Annotated in this window: 16 protein-coding genes; 6 read left to right on the top strand and 10 right to left on the bottom strand. The window is 66.5% G+C overall.

Going from position 1 to position 15,015, the window contains the following annotated elements; all coding sequences use genetic code 11:
- Window positions 1–4 precede the first annotated feature (4 nt).
- The gene (gene ligD, locus M1L58_RS21550) at window positions 5–985 is read right to left on the bottom strand and encodes a non-homologous end-joining DNA ligase (RefSeq protein ID WP_248660413.1); all 981 of its coding nucleotides are present in this window, start codon (window positions 983–985) and stop codon (window positions 5–7) included.
- 102 nt (window positions 986–1,087) lie between these two features.
- On the opposite strand from ligD, the gene M1L58_RS21545 reads away from it, so the two are divergent.
- The 3 genes from M1L58_RS21545 (at window position 1,088) to M1L58_RS21535 (ending at window position 3,346) form a co-directional block, all read left to right on the top strand.
- Window positions 1,088–1,876 (top strand): enoyl-CoA hydratase-related protein, encoded by a 789-nt coding sequence (locus M1L58_RS21545; protein ID WP_248660412.1) that lies wholly within the window; start codon window positions 1,088–1,090, stop codon window positions 1,874–1,876.
- Window positions 1,877–1,986: 110 nt separating this feature from the next.
- On the top strand, window positions 1,987–2,961 hold the full coding sequence (locus tag M1L58_RS21540; protein ID WP_006865666.1) for a class I SAM-dependent methyltransferase: 975 nt from the start codon (window positions 1,987–1,989) through the stop codon (window positions 2,959–2,961).
- Window positions 2,962–3,088: 127 nt separating this feature from the next.
- On the top strand, window positions 3,089–3,346 hold the full coding sequence (locus M1L58_RS21535; RefSeq protein ID WP_154884739.1) for a hypothetical protein: 258 nt from the start codon (window positions 3,089–3,091) through the stop codon (window positions 3,344–3,346).
- A gap of 7 nt (window positions 3,347–3,353) precedes the next feature.
- Here M1L58_RS21535 and M1L58_RS21530 read toward each other — a convergent pair whose 3' ends face one another.
- Complete coding sequence (locus M1L58_RS21530; protein WP_248660411.1) at window positions 3,354–3,974, bottom strand: AAA family ATPase; 621 nt, start codon at window positions 3,972–3,974, stop codon at window positions 3,354–3,356.
- Between M1L58_RS21530 and M1L58_RS21525 the strand changes: the two genes are divergently transcribed.
- Both M1L58_RS21525 and M1L58_RS23540 read left to right on the top strand, forming a co-directional pair.
- A complete protein-coding gene (locus tag M1L58_RS21525) occupies window positions 3,973–5,172 on the top strand; it encodes a THUMP-like domain-containing protein (RefSeq protein ID WP_248660410.1) in 1,200 nt (399 codons plus the stop codon). The genes M1L58_RS21530 and M1L58_RS21525 overlap by 2 nt on opposite strands.
- A gap of 57 nt (window positions 5,173–5,229) precedes the next feature.
- Complete coding sequence (locus M1L58_RS23540; RefSeq protein ID WP_248660409.1) at window positions 5,230–5,862, top strand: DUF3887 domain-containing protein; 633 nt, start codon at window positions 5,230–5,232, stop codon at window positions 5,860–5,862.
- Window positions 5,863–5,927: 65 nt separating this feature from the next.
- Here M1L58_RS23540 and M1L58_RS21515 read toward each other — a convergent pair whose 3' ends face one another.
- A complete protein-coding gene (locus M1L58_RS21515; RefSeq protein WP_248660408.1) occupies window positions 5,928–7,265 on the bottom strand; it encodes an outer membrane protein assembly factor BamB family protein in 1,338 nt (445 codons plus the stop codon).
- 90 nt (window positions 7,266–7,355) lie between these two features.
- On the opposite strand from M1L58_RS21515, the gene M1L58_RS21510 reads away from it, so the two are divergent.
- Window positions 7,356–8,120 carry an acyltransferase gene (locus tag M1L58_RS21510; RefSeq protein WP_006865672.1) on the top strand — a complete coding sequence of 255 codons (765 nt, stop codon included), beginning with the start codon at window positions 7,356–7,358 and terminating at the stop codon, window positions 8,118–8,120.
- 82 nt (window positions 8,121–8,202) lie between these two features.
- Here M1L58_RS21510 and M1L58_RS21505 read toward each other — a convergent pair whose 3' ends face one another.
- The 7 genes from M1L58_RS21505 to M1L58_RS21475 all read right to left on the bottom strand — a co-directional run bounded on the left by M1L58_RS21505 (window position 8,203) and on the right by M1L58_RS21475 (window position 15,013).
- Window positions 8,203–9,705 carry a signal peptidase I gene (locus M1L58_RS21505; protein WP_248660407.1) on the bottom strand — a complete coding sequence of 501 codons (1,503 nt, stop codon included), beginning with the start codon at window positions 9,703–9,705 and terminating at the stop codon, window positions 8,203–8,205.
- Window positions 9,705–10,259, bottom strand: a complete 555-nt coding sequence (locus M1L58_RS21500) for a hypothetical protein (protein ID WP_248660406.1) — start codon at window positions 10,257–10,259, stop codon at window positions 9,705–9,707. The genes M1L58_RS21505 and M1L58_RS21500 overlap by 1 nt, the downstream gene beginning before the upstream one ends.
- The gene (locus M1L58_RS21495; protein ID WP_248660405.1) at window positions 10,256–11,020 is read right to left on the bottom strand and encodes a signal peptidase I; all 765 of its coding nucleotides are present in this window, start codon (window positions 11,018–11,020) and stop codon (window positions 10,256–10,258) included. Before M1L58_RS21495 ends, M1L58_RS21500 begins: the two co-directional genes overlap by 4 nt.
- A complete protein-coding gene (locus tag M1L58_RS21490; protein WP_154884732.1) occupies window positions 10,924–11,496 on the bottom strand; it encodes a hypothetical protein in 573 nt (190 codons plus the stop codon). The genes M1L58_RS21495 and M1L58_RS21490 overlap by 97 nt, the downstream gene beginning before the upstream one ends.
- Window positions 11,497–11,509: 13 nt before the next feature.
- Window positions 11,510–12,097, bottom strand: a complete 588-nt coding sequence (locus M1L58_RS21485) for an alternate-type signal peptide domain-containing protein (protein ID WP_248660404.1) — start codon at window positions 12,095–12,097, stop codon at window positions 11,510–11,512.
- Window positions 12,098–12,179: 82 nt separating this feature from the next.
- Complete coding sequence (locus M1L58_RS21480; protein WP_248660403.1) at window positions 12,180–13,463, bottom strand: glycosyltransferase family 4 protein; 1,284 nt, start codon at window positions 13,461–13,463, stop codon at window positions 12,180–12,182.
- Window positions 13,460–15,013, bottom strand: coding sequence for a 1,4-alpha-glucan branching protein domain-containing protein (locus M1L58_RS21475; protein ID WP_248660402.1), 1,554 nt, complete (start codon window positions 15,011–15,013; stop codon window positions 13,460–13,462). The genes M1L58_RS21480 and M1L58_RS21475 overlap by 4 nt, the downstream gene beginning before the upstream one ends.
- Between the last annotated feature and the right edge of the window lie 2 nt (window positions 15,014–15,015).

The raw sequence follows: 15,015 nt of genomic DNA, 5'->3' as shown, positions 1-15,015 counted from the left end.
GTCCTCAGGCATCGTCGAGGTCGACGGTCTCGTCCTCGTCATCGCCGATCTCCTCGCGATCGGCCCACTCGAGCAGGGTGTCGAGGCGGTAGGAGACGTCGTCGATCTCGGCATGTAGGTCTCCGAGCTCGGCGAACCGCGCGGGCACGGTGGCGATGGTGAAGTCGTCGGGTTCGATGTCGTCGATCTCGTCCCAGCGCACCGGCGTGGACACCGTCGCCCGCTGGTTCCCACGCACCGAGTAGGCCGACGCCATGGTGTGGTCTCGGGTGTTCTGGTTGTAATCGACGAAGACGGCGGCGGGGTCGCGGTCCTTGCGCCACCACGTCGTCGTCACGTCCTTGGGCGCCCGACGTTCGACCTCACGGGCGAAGGCGAGTGCGGCGCGTCGGACCTGCGGGAAACCCCACTCGGGTTCGATCCGGACGTAGATGTGCAGCCCGCGCCCACCAGAGGTCTTCGGGAAACCGCGCATGCCCAGCTCGTCGAGGACCTCCTCGACGACGTGGGACACCCGCTGGATGCGCGAGAAGGTGCAGTCCGGCATCGGGTCGAGGTCGATGCGCCACTCGTCGGGGGACTCGGGGTCGGCGCGACGCGAGTTCCAGGGGTGGAACTCGACCGTCGACATCTGCACCGCCCAGATCACCGACGCCAGCTCGGTCACGCAGAGCTCGTCGGCGGTCCGACCGTACCGGGGGAAGTAGATCTCGGTGGTCTCCAGCCAGTCCGGTGCGCCCGCCGGGACCCGCTTCTGGTGTACTTTGTTGCCGCTCACGCCCTTGGGGAAACGGTGCAGCATGCAGGGGCGTTCGCGCAGGGCCCGCACGATGCCGTCGCCGACCGACATGTAGTACTCGGCGAGGTCGCGCTTGGTCTCGCCGCGTTCGGTGAAGTACACGCGGTCCGGACTCGACAGGCGGACGGTGCGATCACCCACCGTCAGCTCGATCGGCTCACCTGCGGAACCCGCGCCTTTGGCCATGTCGCCCACTGTAGGGCGGTTCGATGTGACGCGTGGGATCTCCGGGGCCGGTGACACCGGCCTGCGACACCGGGCCGACTTACCAGACGGTAGCCTTCGAGAATGCCTGAGTTCGTGACCCTCGAAACGTCCGACGATCATCCCGGCGTGGGCACCATCCTGCTGGCCCGCCCGCCGATGAACGCCTTGAGCCGCCAGGTGCAGGCCGAGCTGGCCGCGGCCGCCGAGGAGGCGACGCTTCGCGACGACATCAAGGCCGTCGTCGTCTACGGCGGACCCAAGGTCCTCGCCGCCGGCGCCGACATCAAGGAGATGAACGACCTCAGCTACGCCGAGATGAGCAAGGTCGCCGGCCGCCTGCAGCGCGACCTCGGGGCCATCTCCGAGATCCCGAAGCCCACGGTCGCGGCCATCACCGGCTACGCGCTGGGCGGTGGCCTCGAAGTCGCGCTGGGAGCCGACCGCCGGATTGCCGGTGACAATGCCAAGCTCGGCGTCCCCGAAGTCCTGCTCGGACTCATCCCCGGTGGCGGCGGCACGCAGCGTCTGGCGCGACTCATCGGACCGGCCAAGGCCAAGGACCTCATCTTCACCGGCCGCTTCGTCGGCGCGGAGGAGGCACTCGCGATCGGCCTGGTCGACGAGGTCGTTGCCCCCGACGAGGTCTACAACGCCGCCCTCGCCTGGGCTGGGCAGTTCACCGGTGCCGCGTCGGTGGCGATCGCCGCCGCCAAGAAGGCCGTCGACCAGGGCCTCGGCGTCGACCTCGACACCGGACTCAAGATCGAAGAGCAGCTCTTCGCCGCGCTGTTCGCCACCGAGGACCGTGCCATCGGCATGAGGTCGTTCGTGGAGAACGGCCCCGGCAAGGCGAAGTTCACCGGGCGCTGAGCGAAGCGAACCCTTGAAGATGCTGAGCGACGCGGGCCCCAGAAGACGCTGAGTACCGCAGCCCCATACAGACATCAGTAGTGACCGACTCACGCGACAAGGAAGCGATCATGACCACCGACGCCACCCCGGGTATCGATCCGGCGCCGAATCCGCATGCCACCGAGGAGCAGGTTCAGGCCGCTCTGAAGGACACCAAGCTCGCCCAGGTGCTTTACCACGACTGGGAGGCCGAGACCTACGACGAGAAGTGGTCGATCAGCTTCGACGAGCGCTGCATCGATTACGCGCGTGGACGTTTCGACGCCATCGAGACCGACGAGCCGCTGCCGTACGGGCGTGCGATGGAACTCGGCTGCGGCACCGGCTTCTTCCTGCTGAACCTCATGCAGTCCGGTGTGGCCGAGAAGGGTTCGGTCACCGACCTGTCGCCGGGCATGGTGAAGGTCGCGCTGCGCAACGCCGAGAACCTGGGCCTCGACGTCGACGGCCGGGTCGCCGACGCGGAGAAGATCCCCTACGACGACAACACTTTCGATCTCGTCGTCGGACATGCTGTGCTGCACCACATCCCGGATGTCGAGCAGGCTCTCCGCGAGGTGCTGCGCGTGCTGAAGCCAGGCGGCCGGTTCCTGTTCGCCGGCGAGCCGTCGACCATCGGTGACTTCTACGCGCGCTGGATGAGCCGCGCGACGTGGGCGGTCACCACCAACGTCACCAAGTTCGGACCGCTGCAGAGCTGGCGTCGCCCGCAGGAGGAACTCGACGAGTCCTCGCGTGCCGCAGCTCTCGAGGCCGTCGTCGACATCCACACCTTCGATCCCGACGAACTGGCCGGTATCGCCCGTTCCGCCGGTGCGGCCAAGGTCTCCACCGCCACCGAGGAACTGGCTGCTGCCATGCTCGGCTGGCCGGTCCGCACCTTCGAGGCCGCGGTTCCGCCGGAGAAGCTCGGCTGGGGCTGGGCACGGTTCGCGTTCGGCGGCTGGAAGCGTCTGACCTGGCTGGACGAGAACGTCCTGCGCAAGGTCGTGCCGCAGAAGTTCTTCTACAACGTCGTGGTCACCGGCACCAAGCCGGAGTAAATCCGGCGTTTTGTAGAAAGCGCAGGGTTATGGCGCGCATTCCCTCTACCGATCGGGTCGTCGCTTCCGCGGCGGCCCGATCGTCGTTTTCGGGACCGGGGCCGCATCCTGCGTGCAACCATGGGCTATGGCCACCCTGCTCACGTCCGACGAGTTCGAGATCCGTCTGCTCTTCAGTGACCCGGTGGCGGAGGTGAGACAGTTCCTCCGCGAGGCCATCGAGAAGCGTGAACCCATTGCTCTCGACGTCGAGGGCACGGTTCATCTGCTGAACGTCGCCAACGCCAGACACGTCGTGCTGACCGAGCAGGACCCGGACGACGAGTCGCTGGCCACCGACGATCGGACCACCGTCGTCACCTCGATCGTGGAGTTGCGCCAGTAGAGGCCGATCATGAGAGTCCGGCGAGCCACGCCTCGACGTCGGCCTGGGATCGCAACCGCACCACCGGAAGTCCCGGCTCCGACCGCTGGAGCTGCGGTACCGCCGCGGCGACCGCGTGCCGCTGGCTCACCGACCACCGGATGATGTGCTCGGGGTTGGTGAAGATGGTCCGCAAGGGCGCCTCGAGGTTGCCGTTCCACAAGACCTCGCGCCGCAGTCGCCGCCGCACAGTACGCCTCACGACGCGAGGGAAAGTGGTCGTCCAGTAGGGCAGATCGAGCCAGACCAGCAGTTCGGCACGCGCGGCAATCAACGGTCGCGCGTCGCGGTACTGCCACTCGGTCACCCAGGCGTCGCTTGCCAGGAACTCCCGTACATCGTCGAGGAACTCGGGCCGACGTACCCAGCCCGGTCCGTGGTGGAGGGCGTCGATCTCCACATGCGGAACGTCGAGGAGTCCGGCGATCCGGCGCGCCGTGGTCGTCTTGCCGGCGCCGGACACCCCCGCGACCGCGATGCGCCGGGGACGCCGCGGCCGGTCGTTGTGGACGTTCACATCCGCCATCGTCGCAGACGTGACGGGCGATCCGGGGCAGGGCAGGTGACGACGGTAGCCTGCAAGGATCATGAGCTATTCCTTCAGTCTCGACGACGTCGCGTTCCTGCGGTCGCGCCACGGTGAGAAGGCGCTGGAGACGGTGTCGGGTCTGGCGCTCACCCCCGCGTCGATGCTGTCCGACATCACCGAGGTGCGCAGCCGGTACGCACCACACGACGCCGCGCTGATCGAGACGGTCCGGAACCGTCGGCGAGCCGCGTCGAAGCTGCGGGACCCGGCGGGGTTGTTGCTCACCGACGACGGGCTGCAGCAGGCGACAGCGTCAGTCGTCGCCGCGCACCGCGCCGCCGAGATCGCCACCCGTTTCTCGGCGTCGGTGGTCCACGACATGACCTGTTCGATCGGTGCCGAGCTCCGGGAACTGGTGCGCGCCAAGGGGATTTCCGGAGTGATCGGCAGCGACCTCGACCGCGTCCGGCTCGCGATGGCGCGCCACAACGTTCCCGATACGACGCTCCTGGTGGCTGATGCGTTGACGCCGACCTCGACTGCGGATGTTCTTCTTGCCGACCCTGCTCGACGCTCCGACGCCGGCCGGATCTTCCGCCTCGACCAGCTGACCCCACCGCTGCTCGAACTGCTCGCCACGTACGCGGGCCGCACGCTGATCGTGAAATGTGCTCCCGGACTGGATCATCAGATGCTGCGCAACCGGTTCGGCTTCGACGGCGAGGTGCAGGTGACCTCGCTCGACGGGGGCGTCCGCGAAGCGTGTCTGTGGTCGGGGCCGGGGGTCGAGACCCGGCGCCGGGCAACGGTTCTGCGCACCCGGCCCGACGGCATGGTGACGGAGTTCGAGATCACCGATCACGAGGACGACGACGTACCGGCCGGCGAGGCGGGGGAGTGGATCGTCGATCCGGATGGTGCGATCGTGCGGGCCGGACTCGTCAAGCACTACGCCCACCGCTTCGGTCTGTGGCAACTCGACCCGCAGATCGCTTATCTGACCGGCGATTCGGTGCCCGCCGGAGCACGCGGGTTCCGGGTGATCGAGCAGGTCGGGGTGACGGAGAAGGTTCTCCGCAAGGCGCTGGCCGCCCATGGTTGCGGCCCGCTGGAGATCCTCGTCCGCGGCCTCGACGTCGACCCCGACCAGCTCCGCAAGAAGCTGAAACCCAAGGGTGACCGCCCACTGTCGGTGGTGCTCACCCGGATCGGACGCAAGGGGACCGCATTCATCTGCGAGCCGGGCGTGAGGTTCTGACGGCTGCTTGTAAACCGGAGCTTGACACCTCGACGCTTGTAAATCTAATCTTTACAAGTGTCCGAGGTGGAAGAAACAGCACGGGAGATCGAGCGGTACGCGCGCAGTGTGGCAACCGGGCCCGGTTCCGAACCGGGGGACCCGGGTGCTCGCGAAGCGGCACTGACCCGAGTCCATGACGCACTCCAACTGGGCCGTCGTGCAGAGGAATTGCTCAGCGTTACGGCTCGCGCCGCACGAAAGTTCGGATGTACCTGGCAGGAGATCGGCGACGTCGTCGGCGTCACCCGTCAGGCGGCGTTCCAACGCTTCGGCAAACCCATCGACCCCAGAACAGGAGCACCCATGCAGAAAGTCACGATCGCCCACGCCGACGTCATGGCCCTCGACATCATCGAGAAGATCACCAAGACCGAATGGGACAGTGTCACAGCACGTTTCGACGAGACGATGACCGCTGCCCTGTCCGATGCCGCACTCGCCGACGCCTGGGCGTCGGTGGTGGCTCTCCAGGGTGAACTCGAGGGCACCGGAACGCCTTTCGTGCGCGGTCACGGCCTGCACACGGTGGTCGACGTCCCGCTCGAGCAAGAGGCCGGGGAAATGGTCTTCCGCGTCGCATTCGACGCCGACGGTCGGATCGCGGGGTTGTTCTTCCTCAATCCCGACGCGGCGAGCAAGGACCTCTGACCTGAAACAGAATGCGGGCTGACTGCCGATTTCCGGCACTCAGCCCGCGTTCTTGTTCGGACGCTCTATCCGAGATTGGCCTTGCTGTCGAAGAAGTACACCTCGCCGAGGTTGGTCGCGGTCGCGATCTGCCCCGAGAAGGAGACCGAGACGCCGGTCGCGAACCCTGACGAATTCGGCAGCGGCAGGGTACGTTTCGTCGCCCCGTCGTCGGTCGAAACCTCCACCAGTGACAGGGTGTCCTTGCCGGGGTCACGGACGACGGTCCAGGCGGTCTTCTGCTGGGTCAGCATGGACAGACTGACCGTGGCGAGATCGGTGCGCTGCCACACCTTTTCGGCGCGGTCACCCGCATCGCGGTAGAGCGTGAGCGGGGCGCCGAGCGAGCCGGTGGGGATGATCAGGCCGTCGGGCGACACGGTCATCGTCGCGAAGCCGTGTCCGCCGATGTCCTGGGTCCACTTGGTCGACCCGTTCTCGGTGTTCAGCGCGACGATCTTGCCGTCCCGCGAGAAGGCGTAGAGCGTAGCGCCGTCGGCGGATAGGGTCGGCGTACCGATGACGCCGCTCGGGACGTCGGCCTGCCAGGCGGTCCGCACCTCGCGCTTGCCGGCGACCTTGTTGTACTTCATCGCCCGGATCTGCGAGGACGCCGCGCCCTGGGGGAAGAAGTTGAGGTAGAAGCGTTCCCGGCCGGTGTCGACCGCAGCGGGTGCCGGGATCGCGCACTGGGGTCCGTTGCGCACGCAGTCGCCGAAGCCGAGGAGCGGCTGTTCCGGGTCGGCGTCGTCGCGCAGTTTCACCTCGGGCGCGGTCAGTTCGTTGCGCTGGGTGTCGATGAGCAGGATCTGACCCTGCGTCGTAGTCACGAGCACCTCGTTCGGGGCGGCGAACTTCGCCGACAGCGGGACACCGATCACGCCCGCACGCCAGCGGATCGCCCCACCGGCGTTGAACGCGAGGAAGGTGGTCTCCTCGCCGAGGTACGGCTGATCGTATTGGTCGACGAGCATCGCGTTGACCTCGACGCCGGCGCGCATGTCCTTGCAGAAGTTCTTGCGGCCCGACCGGCCGTCGAGTACCAGGACGTTGCACCCCTGGGCGGCGTTCGATGTGACGCCGACATTGCCCTTGCCCGAGATCGTGACGGGTGCGGTGACCGGTCCGCCGGTGGGGCGCGTCCAGCTGAGGGTGAGGTCGTCGGGGACGTCGGCGTAGGCGAAGTTCGCGTTGCCGGGGACGCCGCCGTAGCTGGGCCAGCCGACGCTCGGGATCGAGCGGACGTCGATGTGCCCGTCGGAGCAGCCGGCGAGCACCAGCGAGCTCACGGCCGTGACGGCGACGAACAGGCGGGTCAGCGCAGATCGGCGGTGTCGGGACACCTGCGGTCGGGCCAATGCCATCGGCGCTCCTCATCGTCGGTTCCACCGGCACGAGACGTGCCAGCAGTGAGCCTATCGTGTGCGAAAAACCGGTCGTTTAGGGTTTGTCCCATGACCACCATGTGGAACGCCTCCTACCGGTCCCGACGCCGCGCCGGCCGTCGCCGCGATCCCGAGCAGGCACGATTCCTCACTCTCGATTCGCTGCGCTGGGTGAAACGCAATCGCGCGTACACCCCGTGGTACCTGGTCCGTTACTACCGTCTCGCGAAGTTCCGCCTGGCCAACCCGCATGTCGTGCTGCGCGGCATGGTGTTCCTCGGCCGCAACGTGGAGATCCACTGCACGCCCGAGCTTGCCCGGATGGAGATCGGCCGCTGGGTGCACATCGGCGACGGCAACTCGATCCGCTGCCACGAGGGCAGCCTGAAGATCGGCGACAAGACCGTCTTCGGCTGCAACAACGTCGTGAACGCCTACCTCGACCTCGAGATCGGCGGGTCCACGCTCATCGCCGACTGGTGCTACATCTGCGACTTCGACCACAAGATGGACGACATCACGCTCCCCATCAAGGACCAGGGCATCGTGAAGGGGCCGGTCCGCATCGGACCCGACACCTGGGTGGCGGCCAAGGTGTCGGTATTGCGCAACACCATCGTCGGCCGCGGCTGTGTCCTCGGCTCGCATGCGGTGGTCAAGGGCGTGATCCCCGACTACTCGATCGCGGTCGGAGCCCCCGCCCGCGTGGTCAAGAACCGCATGGACGACTGGGCCAAGAACGCTGAACAGCGCGCCGAACTCGAACGCGCCCTCGCCGACATCGAACGCAAGAAGGCCGCCGCCGAGAAAGCTGCAGCGGAGCGGGCTAAGTAGCGACCGGCCTCCCGGACCTCATTTCGACCGTGCAGCCGGTAGGGATCAGCAATAGGTACCGCCTGACGATACCTATTGCTGATCAGGATTCGGCGGGTTCATCCGCAGACGGCACCGATGTGGCATCAGCGGTAGGCGTCGAGTCCGACGGCGCATCGCTGTCCTTGGTCGGAGCCTTCGCTCCGGCGGTTGCAGGTTCGACGACGGTCTCGGTCCACCGGTTCCCGTCCCGCGCGACGGTTGTCACCGTGCCGTCGGGTTCGGTGATCTCCAGGGTCGAGGTCTCGGGTAGCCACCGAACGTCGCTGCTCGAGGAGAACCGGCCCTCGTACTCACGTTCGCCGGTTTTCGCGCTACGGATCGTCACCTTCCCGCCGGACTCGTAGTAGGTGTAATCGCCGGAGTCGGAAAGCTCTCCACCGGAGGGCAGTTCCGTCGCGGTCGGAGTGGGGGTCGACGAGTCGTCATCGGCGGACTCGCTAGCAGGGGTCGACTCGTCGAGTTCGGCGGGTTCTGAAGAATCAGGGGTCATTGACTCCGGTGCAGCGCCACGCGCCGCAGCTTGTGAGCCGCACAGGACGCCCAGGGGTATCACGAAATAGCGGTTCAGGGTTACCGAAAGAGAAGCGGCAGAAACGAAGGCGCCTTTTGTGACCGTCAATGTCACCGGTCTGCTTCCGCTGGATAGGAGGGTCAGCAGAGAACCGATCAAACCGTCCCCGATCGGGTAAACCATGGTGCCCTGTCCCTGGGCGTCAATGGGGGGAGGGTTAGACGATAGACCCTGGAATGTCAGTTGGTATTGGAATCCGATGTTCTCAGCCGGGTCGTCCCAGCTGAGATCAACTGATCGGTACAACCCTAGGATAGAGGACTGGTTCGTGCATTTGAACCCCGAGGGGTTCGGCGGTCGTCCCGCGGTGACCGCACCGGTCGCAGTCGCTTGCCCAGTGAGCGCTTGAGCATCCCCAGCGCCGTGAACGGTCGACGCGCCCAGCGCGACGACCAGGGTTGCAGCAGTTCCTGCCAGAATTCGCTGCCCTGCTGGCGAATTCCGCCATCCCTGTTTCGGTGAGAAGGCGACGGCGAGGAGCAGCAGAATTGCGAGAGCTTGTAGAGCAAGCGTGTACGGGTTCTTCAGCCAGGCGGCGATGTAACCGAGAAGCGGGACCGTCCCGAAAACGCGGTCGACCTCGGTGACGACATAAGTATGCGAATCGGCGACGTCGTTCGCATCACCGCGCAGCGTGAGCGACACGGAATTACCGGTACGCCCGTCGACTGACGCGACTCGGTGCGTGACCCGCACGCCATCGTCGCGAATAACGCTGACGACGTCCCCCTGCTGGATCGAGGTAGCCGTCACCGAATGACTCAGTCCTAACGATCCGGTGGGGATGGTGGGCGCCATGGACCCGGTCTCGAAGATCATCGGACGGACCCCGAAGACCAGCGCGAGGAGTGTTGCGATCAGACAGATACTGCCGGCAACGGCACCGACTGTCAGCAGCCGATCGGCTCGTTGGCGAGGAATGGGTACCGCGAACTCGACGGTCGGGGAGTCCTCGATGTCGATGTACTGCATCACGGCACCGCCGCGTCGAATGTGAAGGTGACTGTTCCGGTGGTCCCGGCCAGGTTCCCGGCAGCGTTCGTGGGCAAGGTCAGCTGCATACACAACGCCTCGGCGCCGGTCGTCGCGGCCAGGGACGGGCGGCTGGCAAACGTCGTGGCGGTGGCAGTGATCGGCACACCGGTGACCAGCTGCGTACCTCCCGTACAAACGGAACCGCTGACCGTGCCGCCGGTCACGACGTGCAGTTGCATGGCTCGCCCTAGGTCGGTGGCGCTAGACACCTTGGCGCTGTAGCTGAATGCCACGGTGCCAGTGTTCTGAACGGTCACCACGTTGGCGGTCGTGTCACCCGGCACGAGCGAGCCGGGAAACGCGAACGTGTGCGCGACAGAACCGTTCGCCTTGATCTCGAGGTTCGCGGTGGTGAAGGTGCCTGATGTGGTTGCGGCAGTCGTCGACCACAGGGCAGTGGTGCCGATCGCGCTGGTGGTCAGCAGGATCCCGCACGTCAGCATCGCACGGACCCGGCGTGACGTGCCCGGCGGCCACCTCAGACGACTCATGCACTTGTCTCCGGATCGGTTGGTGCGGCGTCGGAATCGCTCTCGTCGCTCTTTTGGCGACGATCGGCGATGAACTGCCATGCGCCGTAGACGAACAGCGCGCCCGCGGCCACGAAGATCAGCACCGTGCGGCGCTGGCCGGTAAACCAGTTGTTGACCCAACCGATGTAGGGCACCGAGTACCAGAGGGTGCCCCGCACCTGCACGGGCCGGACGGGCTCGGCATCGGCGATTCCGTTGTTGTCACCCTGGGTTACGAATCGGAGCTCGCCCTGCGGGTTCTCGGTCACCTCGATGACCCGATGCGTGATGACTTCTGGTGAACCCGAACGAATCTGATAGGTGACGACATCACCGACGCCGATCTCATCCGCAGGCCGCGGTTTCACGACGATGAGCGTGCCCGGCGGATAGTCCGGCTTCATCGAACCGGTGAGAACCGTATAGGGCTGTGCGCCGGCGATCTTCGGGATCAGGATCGTCGCACACAGGATCGCGACGGCCCCGATGAGCAGCAGCCAGGAAACGGCTTGCCACACTTGGTGGAGAACGCCGCGTCGCTCCGTCGGCAGCTCGACGGAAGCGTCTGTGCCATCGAGAGATCCGCCCCTGGCGAACTCGATCGTGGGACTGTCGTCGACAGTCGGTGCTGCTTGGGGTTCGTTCATGGCCTGGTCTGCTCCGCTGTGAAATCGAAACCGATGGTGAACGTCGCCGGCTGAGTTCCTGTCACCGAGACGAGCTCTGCGCGGATGCACCACGAGGTGGTGGCCCCCTTCGCGAGAGGCGTCCAGGAAGAGGTGAAGGTGGTGCCGGGACTCGATGTGTTTTGAGCGTTGAACGCGCCGGTCAACGGGGTTCCGGTACCCGGGCAGGTCGACGCCGGGGCGCCCGACAAGTTGACGGTGACCGTCGCGCCGGACGTCGACACCGCGGGACCGGCGGATGCCAGTCGGAACCTCAGCGGAGCCGACCCTGTGTTGTTGATCGTCAGTACCGCCTGCTGGGGCTGCCCGGGAACCACGTTGGTCCCGTTCAGTGCAGGAAAAGTGAAAGACGAACCACCACCGGAACCCGGTGCGAGACCGATCGTTCCGGTGGTGATGTCGGACGCGGGGCCATCCGCCTGCGCGGTCCACAGCGCCAGCGTGGTCTGTACCGATCCGAAGAGCAGCACAACCACCCCGATCGCGAGGGCCGCGAAGAGGACGCCCCGCCGCTTCAGGGCCGCGGGCACGAGTAAACCAGCGCTACGACGGACGGACCTGATTCAGCATGATCTGCATGCCACTGACATTGATCTGACCGTTGGTGAAATCGAGGTTCGGGGTGTCCTCGGCGAATGCGACGGTGACAGTGACCGGGAGGACCTGGGCATTGGACACCACGACGGCCGTGTTGGGGGCTCCTGTTCCCACCTGAGTGGTGGTGGTGACATACGTCGTGGCGGGCGTCGTCGATCCGGTGCCGATTCCGGTGACCGAGAGTGCGGCTTCCATGTTTTTTCCGGTCGCGGTAACCGTGCAGTTGGCGCTATACCGCCAAGTGTCGCCTGGCACCATGAGATCGGTCGCAGGATTGATCGTGACCTCGGGTACATCACCGGAGATGTCGGTCCAAGTCCCTGCGGGACAGGCGAGCCCGAACGCGCCCGCGGCTATCGCTCCACCCGCGACATCCTCCGCATCACTCCACAGCGCATACGACCCCATGCCTCCGAGGAGCAGGATTGCGCCCGCCGCGACGGCAATGGCACCCTTGGTTTTCCGATTCATGAACGTGCCCCTTTCAGGGAAAGCTGCGCCCCAGAAATGTTTGCTGTGGGCAATGCGCGTCACGCTAGCGAACCGGAACAGGGTCCGTTTTCGAAACGGATGTTATTGGTGATGCTAGAGACTAATTTGTTATGAAAAGTACAAATCAGGGCTCAACTGGTTTTCCGGGGTCGCGTTCCGGAAGTGGCCGCATCGGGATATCCGGACGTCCGACGGGGTGGCGAACCCGGCGCTTGGCAGCGAGGTGAACCGCCGCGGTGCGCTCGGCCACCTCGGCCCAGGAGAACTCGGCGGTCAGTCGGGCCCGTGCGCGGACAGCTCGTTGGGCTGCTGCGCCGGGGTCGGAGAGCGTCGCTCGTACTGCAGCGGCGAGCCCGGCGACGTCGGCCGGTTCGAAGGTGAGTCCGGTGTCGGGTTCCTGAACGGCCTCGCCCAGACCGCCCGCGGTCGAGACGATGAGCGGGATGCCGGTGGCCGCCGCCTCGAGGGCGACGATGCCGAACGGCTCGTAGCGGCTCGGCAGCACGATGGCGTCGCAACGGTGCATGAGGGTCACCAGCTGGTCGTGGTCGACGGCGCCGATGAACCGCACCGCCTTGCTCACCCGATGCTTGCGGGCCTGCTCCATCAGCCACTCCCGCTGGGTGCCGTCACCCGCGATGGTCAGGGTCGTCCCCGGGTGGCTGCGTCGGATACGGGGGAATGCAGCCAGCAGATCCTGCACACCCTTCTCGTATTCGAGGCGGCCGGCGAACAACAGTTCCGCCGGACCGCTGGTCCGCGGGCGGGCCGCGAACGGCCATGTGCGGATGTCGATTCCGTTGTGGATCACGGAGATGTCGGCGGCGTCGTAACCGAAGAGTCGGTTCACCTCGTCGCGCATGGACGCCGAACACGTGATGAGTGCGTCGGATTCGGCGACGAGCCACCACTCGACCGAATGCACCTGCCTGTTGGTGCGGCCGCTGACCCAGCCGCTGTGCCGGCCCGCCTCGGTGGCGTGGATGGTGGAAACAAGTGGCACATCGAAGAATTCGGCCAGCGCGATCGCGGGGTGGGCGACCAGCCAGTCGTGCGCGTGCACGACATCCGGAATCCATCGCGTGGAAGAATCTGCGAAAGCCCGCTCGCCGGCGAGGATCTTGAGCCCGGCACGGATGAAGGAATGGCCCATCGCCAGAGTCCAGGCCATCATGTCCTGACCAAAATCGAACTCCGGCGGATCCTCGGCGACCGCGATCACGCGCACACCTTCGACGACGGTGTCGGTCGTCGGATGCGTGAGTGCATCGGTACCGGACGGACGGCGGGTCAGGACCACGACATCGTTTCCGGCGGCGGCCATCTCGGTGGCGAGGTGATGCACATGCCGACCCAGCCCGCCGACGACGACGGGTGGGTACTCCCACGACACGAACAAGATCTTCATGAGATGCTCCCCTCGGCATCTGCGGTCAGGATCGCGTGCAGACGGCGCGCATCGAGCGCGGGGAATAGGTTGTCGGCCCGCGCCCAATTCTGCGCGAGCGTCGCCGCCGCGTCGTCGCGACCGCGGAGTGCGGCGTCGCTGATCTCCCGCGTGGCGTGCGCATGCGTGTGCGCCCGGGACACAGCGTACTGCGCGGCGGTGTCCTTCGACACCATGAACGGCCAGTCCGACGACACCGTGAGCAGGGCTTCCCGAACAATCTGGTCGGCGACGCGGCTGCGTTCACCGCCGCCGGCGAGGAGTTTGGCCACGGCGTCGAGAGCTGTCTCGGTCACCTCCTCGTTGAGGGTGACGAGATGCTGCACCTGCGGACCGTTCCACACGCGCCAGTCCTTACCCGATCCCCACGACGACGCGGGAAGATCGACCGGGTCGCCGACGAGACCGGATCGCGTTGCGCCGGCGAGGGTTCCGACCTTCACCCCGACCTCGGGCAGGCGACGCAGGACGCGTTCGAGCCAGATCGGACCCTCATGCCACCAGTGCCCGAACAGTTCGGTGTCGAAGGCGGCGACCACCAGCGCGTCGCGGCCGATGCGCTCCGACTCCGCGACGAGGCGCTCGCGGACGTGCCCGACGAAATCCTCGACGTGGCGGTCGATCACGGCGTCGACGCGGGCCGGGTCGTAGGGCTTCTTCTCCTCGCCCGGCACCGAGCGCCCGGTGACGCGGAACCGCTTGAGTCCCGACTCGTGGTCGTAGGTATGGAAGTCGCGGTAGGCGGCGTGGCCGGGGTATCCCGACTTCGGCGACCACACGCGGTAACTCACGGTGAGGTCACGTCCGTAGGCGATGACACCGCTGTCGCCGACCGGGCGGCCGAGTGCGGTGTCGCCGTGCAGCGTCGGCCCGTCGACCATGAAGTGCCCGACGCCGGCGCGGGCGTACTCCGCTTCCATCCCCGGCGCGAAGGCGCATTCGGGTGCCCAGATGCCGGCCGGGTCGAAACCCCAGCGCGCGTGCGCGTCGTGGAGGCCCTCACGCAGGAAGAAGGTGCGCAGCCGCGGGTCGAGCAGCGGTGCGAACGGATGCGCGAGGGGGCCTCCGAGGATCTCGGCTACCCCGCTCGAGGCGACGCGGCGGATCAGTGGCGAGGCACCGTGCCGCCACTTCGTCTCGAAGGTCTCCAGTGCCCGCTGGGCGTCGAGGAATTCACGACGGCCCGCGTCGGCGCGGTCGGGGTCATTCGACGTCGCGGCCTCGGTCGCCCGCAGCTGCCAGTCGGCCAGCCACTCGTACATCGACGACGCGCAGTGCGGGTCGTCGAGCTGCGCGGCCAGGACCGGGGTGATCCCGAGGGTCAACTGGTCGGTGAAGCCGTCGTCGGCGAGACGTTCGAGAACGTCGAACAGCGGGATGTACGACGATGCCCACGACTGATAGAGCCATTCCTCGCCGACCGGCCAGCGGCCGTGGTTGGCCAGCCAGGGCAGGTGGGAGTGCAGGACGAAAGTGAACTGTCCCGGAATTTCGGGCGTGCTGATGGTCATTG

It is taken from the genome of Gordonia sp. C13, assembly GCF_023218005.1.
GTDB lineage: Bacteria > Actinomycetota > Actinomycetes > Mycobacteriales > Mycobacteriaceae > Gordonia > Gordonia namibiensis.
This window is presented reverse-complemented; position numbering and strand designations above follow the sequence as displayed.

What these genes read in the sequence shown, in the direction of transcription:
- ligD (WP_248660413.1), bottom strand. Translation starts at nt 985, where the DNA reads ATGGCCAAAGGCGCGGGTTCCGCAGGTGAGCCGATCGAGCTGACGGTG.
- M1L58_RS21545 (WP_248660412.1), top strand. Translation starts at nt 1,088, where the DNA reads ATGCCTGAGTTCGTGACCCTCGAAACGTCCGACGATCATCCCGGCGTG.
- M1L58_RS21540 (WP_006865666.1), top strand. Translation starts at nt 1,987, where the DNA reads ATGACCACCGACGCCACCCCGGGTATCGATCCGGCGCCGAATCCGCAT.
- M1L58_RS21535 (WP_154884739.1), top strand. Translation starts at nt 3,089, where the DNA reads ATGGCCACCCTGCTCACGTCCGACGAGTTCGAGATCCGTCTGCTCTTC.
- M1L58_RS21525 (WP_248660410.1), top strand. Translation starts at nt 3,973, where the DNA reads ATGAGCTATTCCTTCAGTCTCGACGACGTCGCGTTCCTGCGGTCGCGC.
- M1L58_RS21530 (WP_248660411.1), bottom strand. Translation starts at nt 3,974, where the DNA reads ATGATCCTTGCAGGCTACCGTCGTCACCTGCCCTGCCCCGGATCGCCC.
- M1L58_RS21515 (WP_248660408.1), bottom strand. Translation starts at nt 7,265, where the DNA reads ATGGCATTGGCCCGACCGCAGGTGTCCCGACACCGCCGATCTGCGCTG.
- M1L58_RS21510 (WP_006865672.1), top strand. Translation starts at nt 7,356, where the DNA reads ATGACCACCATGTGGAACGCCTCCTACCGGTCCCGACGCCGCGCCGGC.
- M1L58_RS21505 (WP_248660407.1), bottom strand. Translation starts at nt 9,705, where the DNA reads ATGCAGTACATCGACATCGAGGACTCCCCGACCGTCGAGTTCGCGGTA.
- M1L58_RS21500 (WP_248660406.1), bottom strand. Translation starts at nt 10,259, where the DNA reads ATGAGTCGTCTGAGGTGGCCGCCGGGCACGTCACGCCGGGTCCGTGCG.
- M1L58_RS21480 (WP_248660403.1), bottom strand. Translation starts at nt 13,463, where the DNA reads ATGAAGATCTTGTTCGTGTCGTGGGAGTACCCACCCGTCGTCGTCGGC.
- M1L58_RS21475 (WP_248660402.1), bottom strand. Translation starts at nt 15,013, where the DNA reads ATGACCATCAGCACGCCCGAAATTCCGGGACAGTTCACTTTCGTCCTG.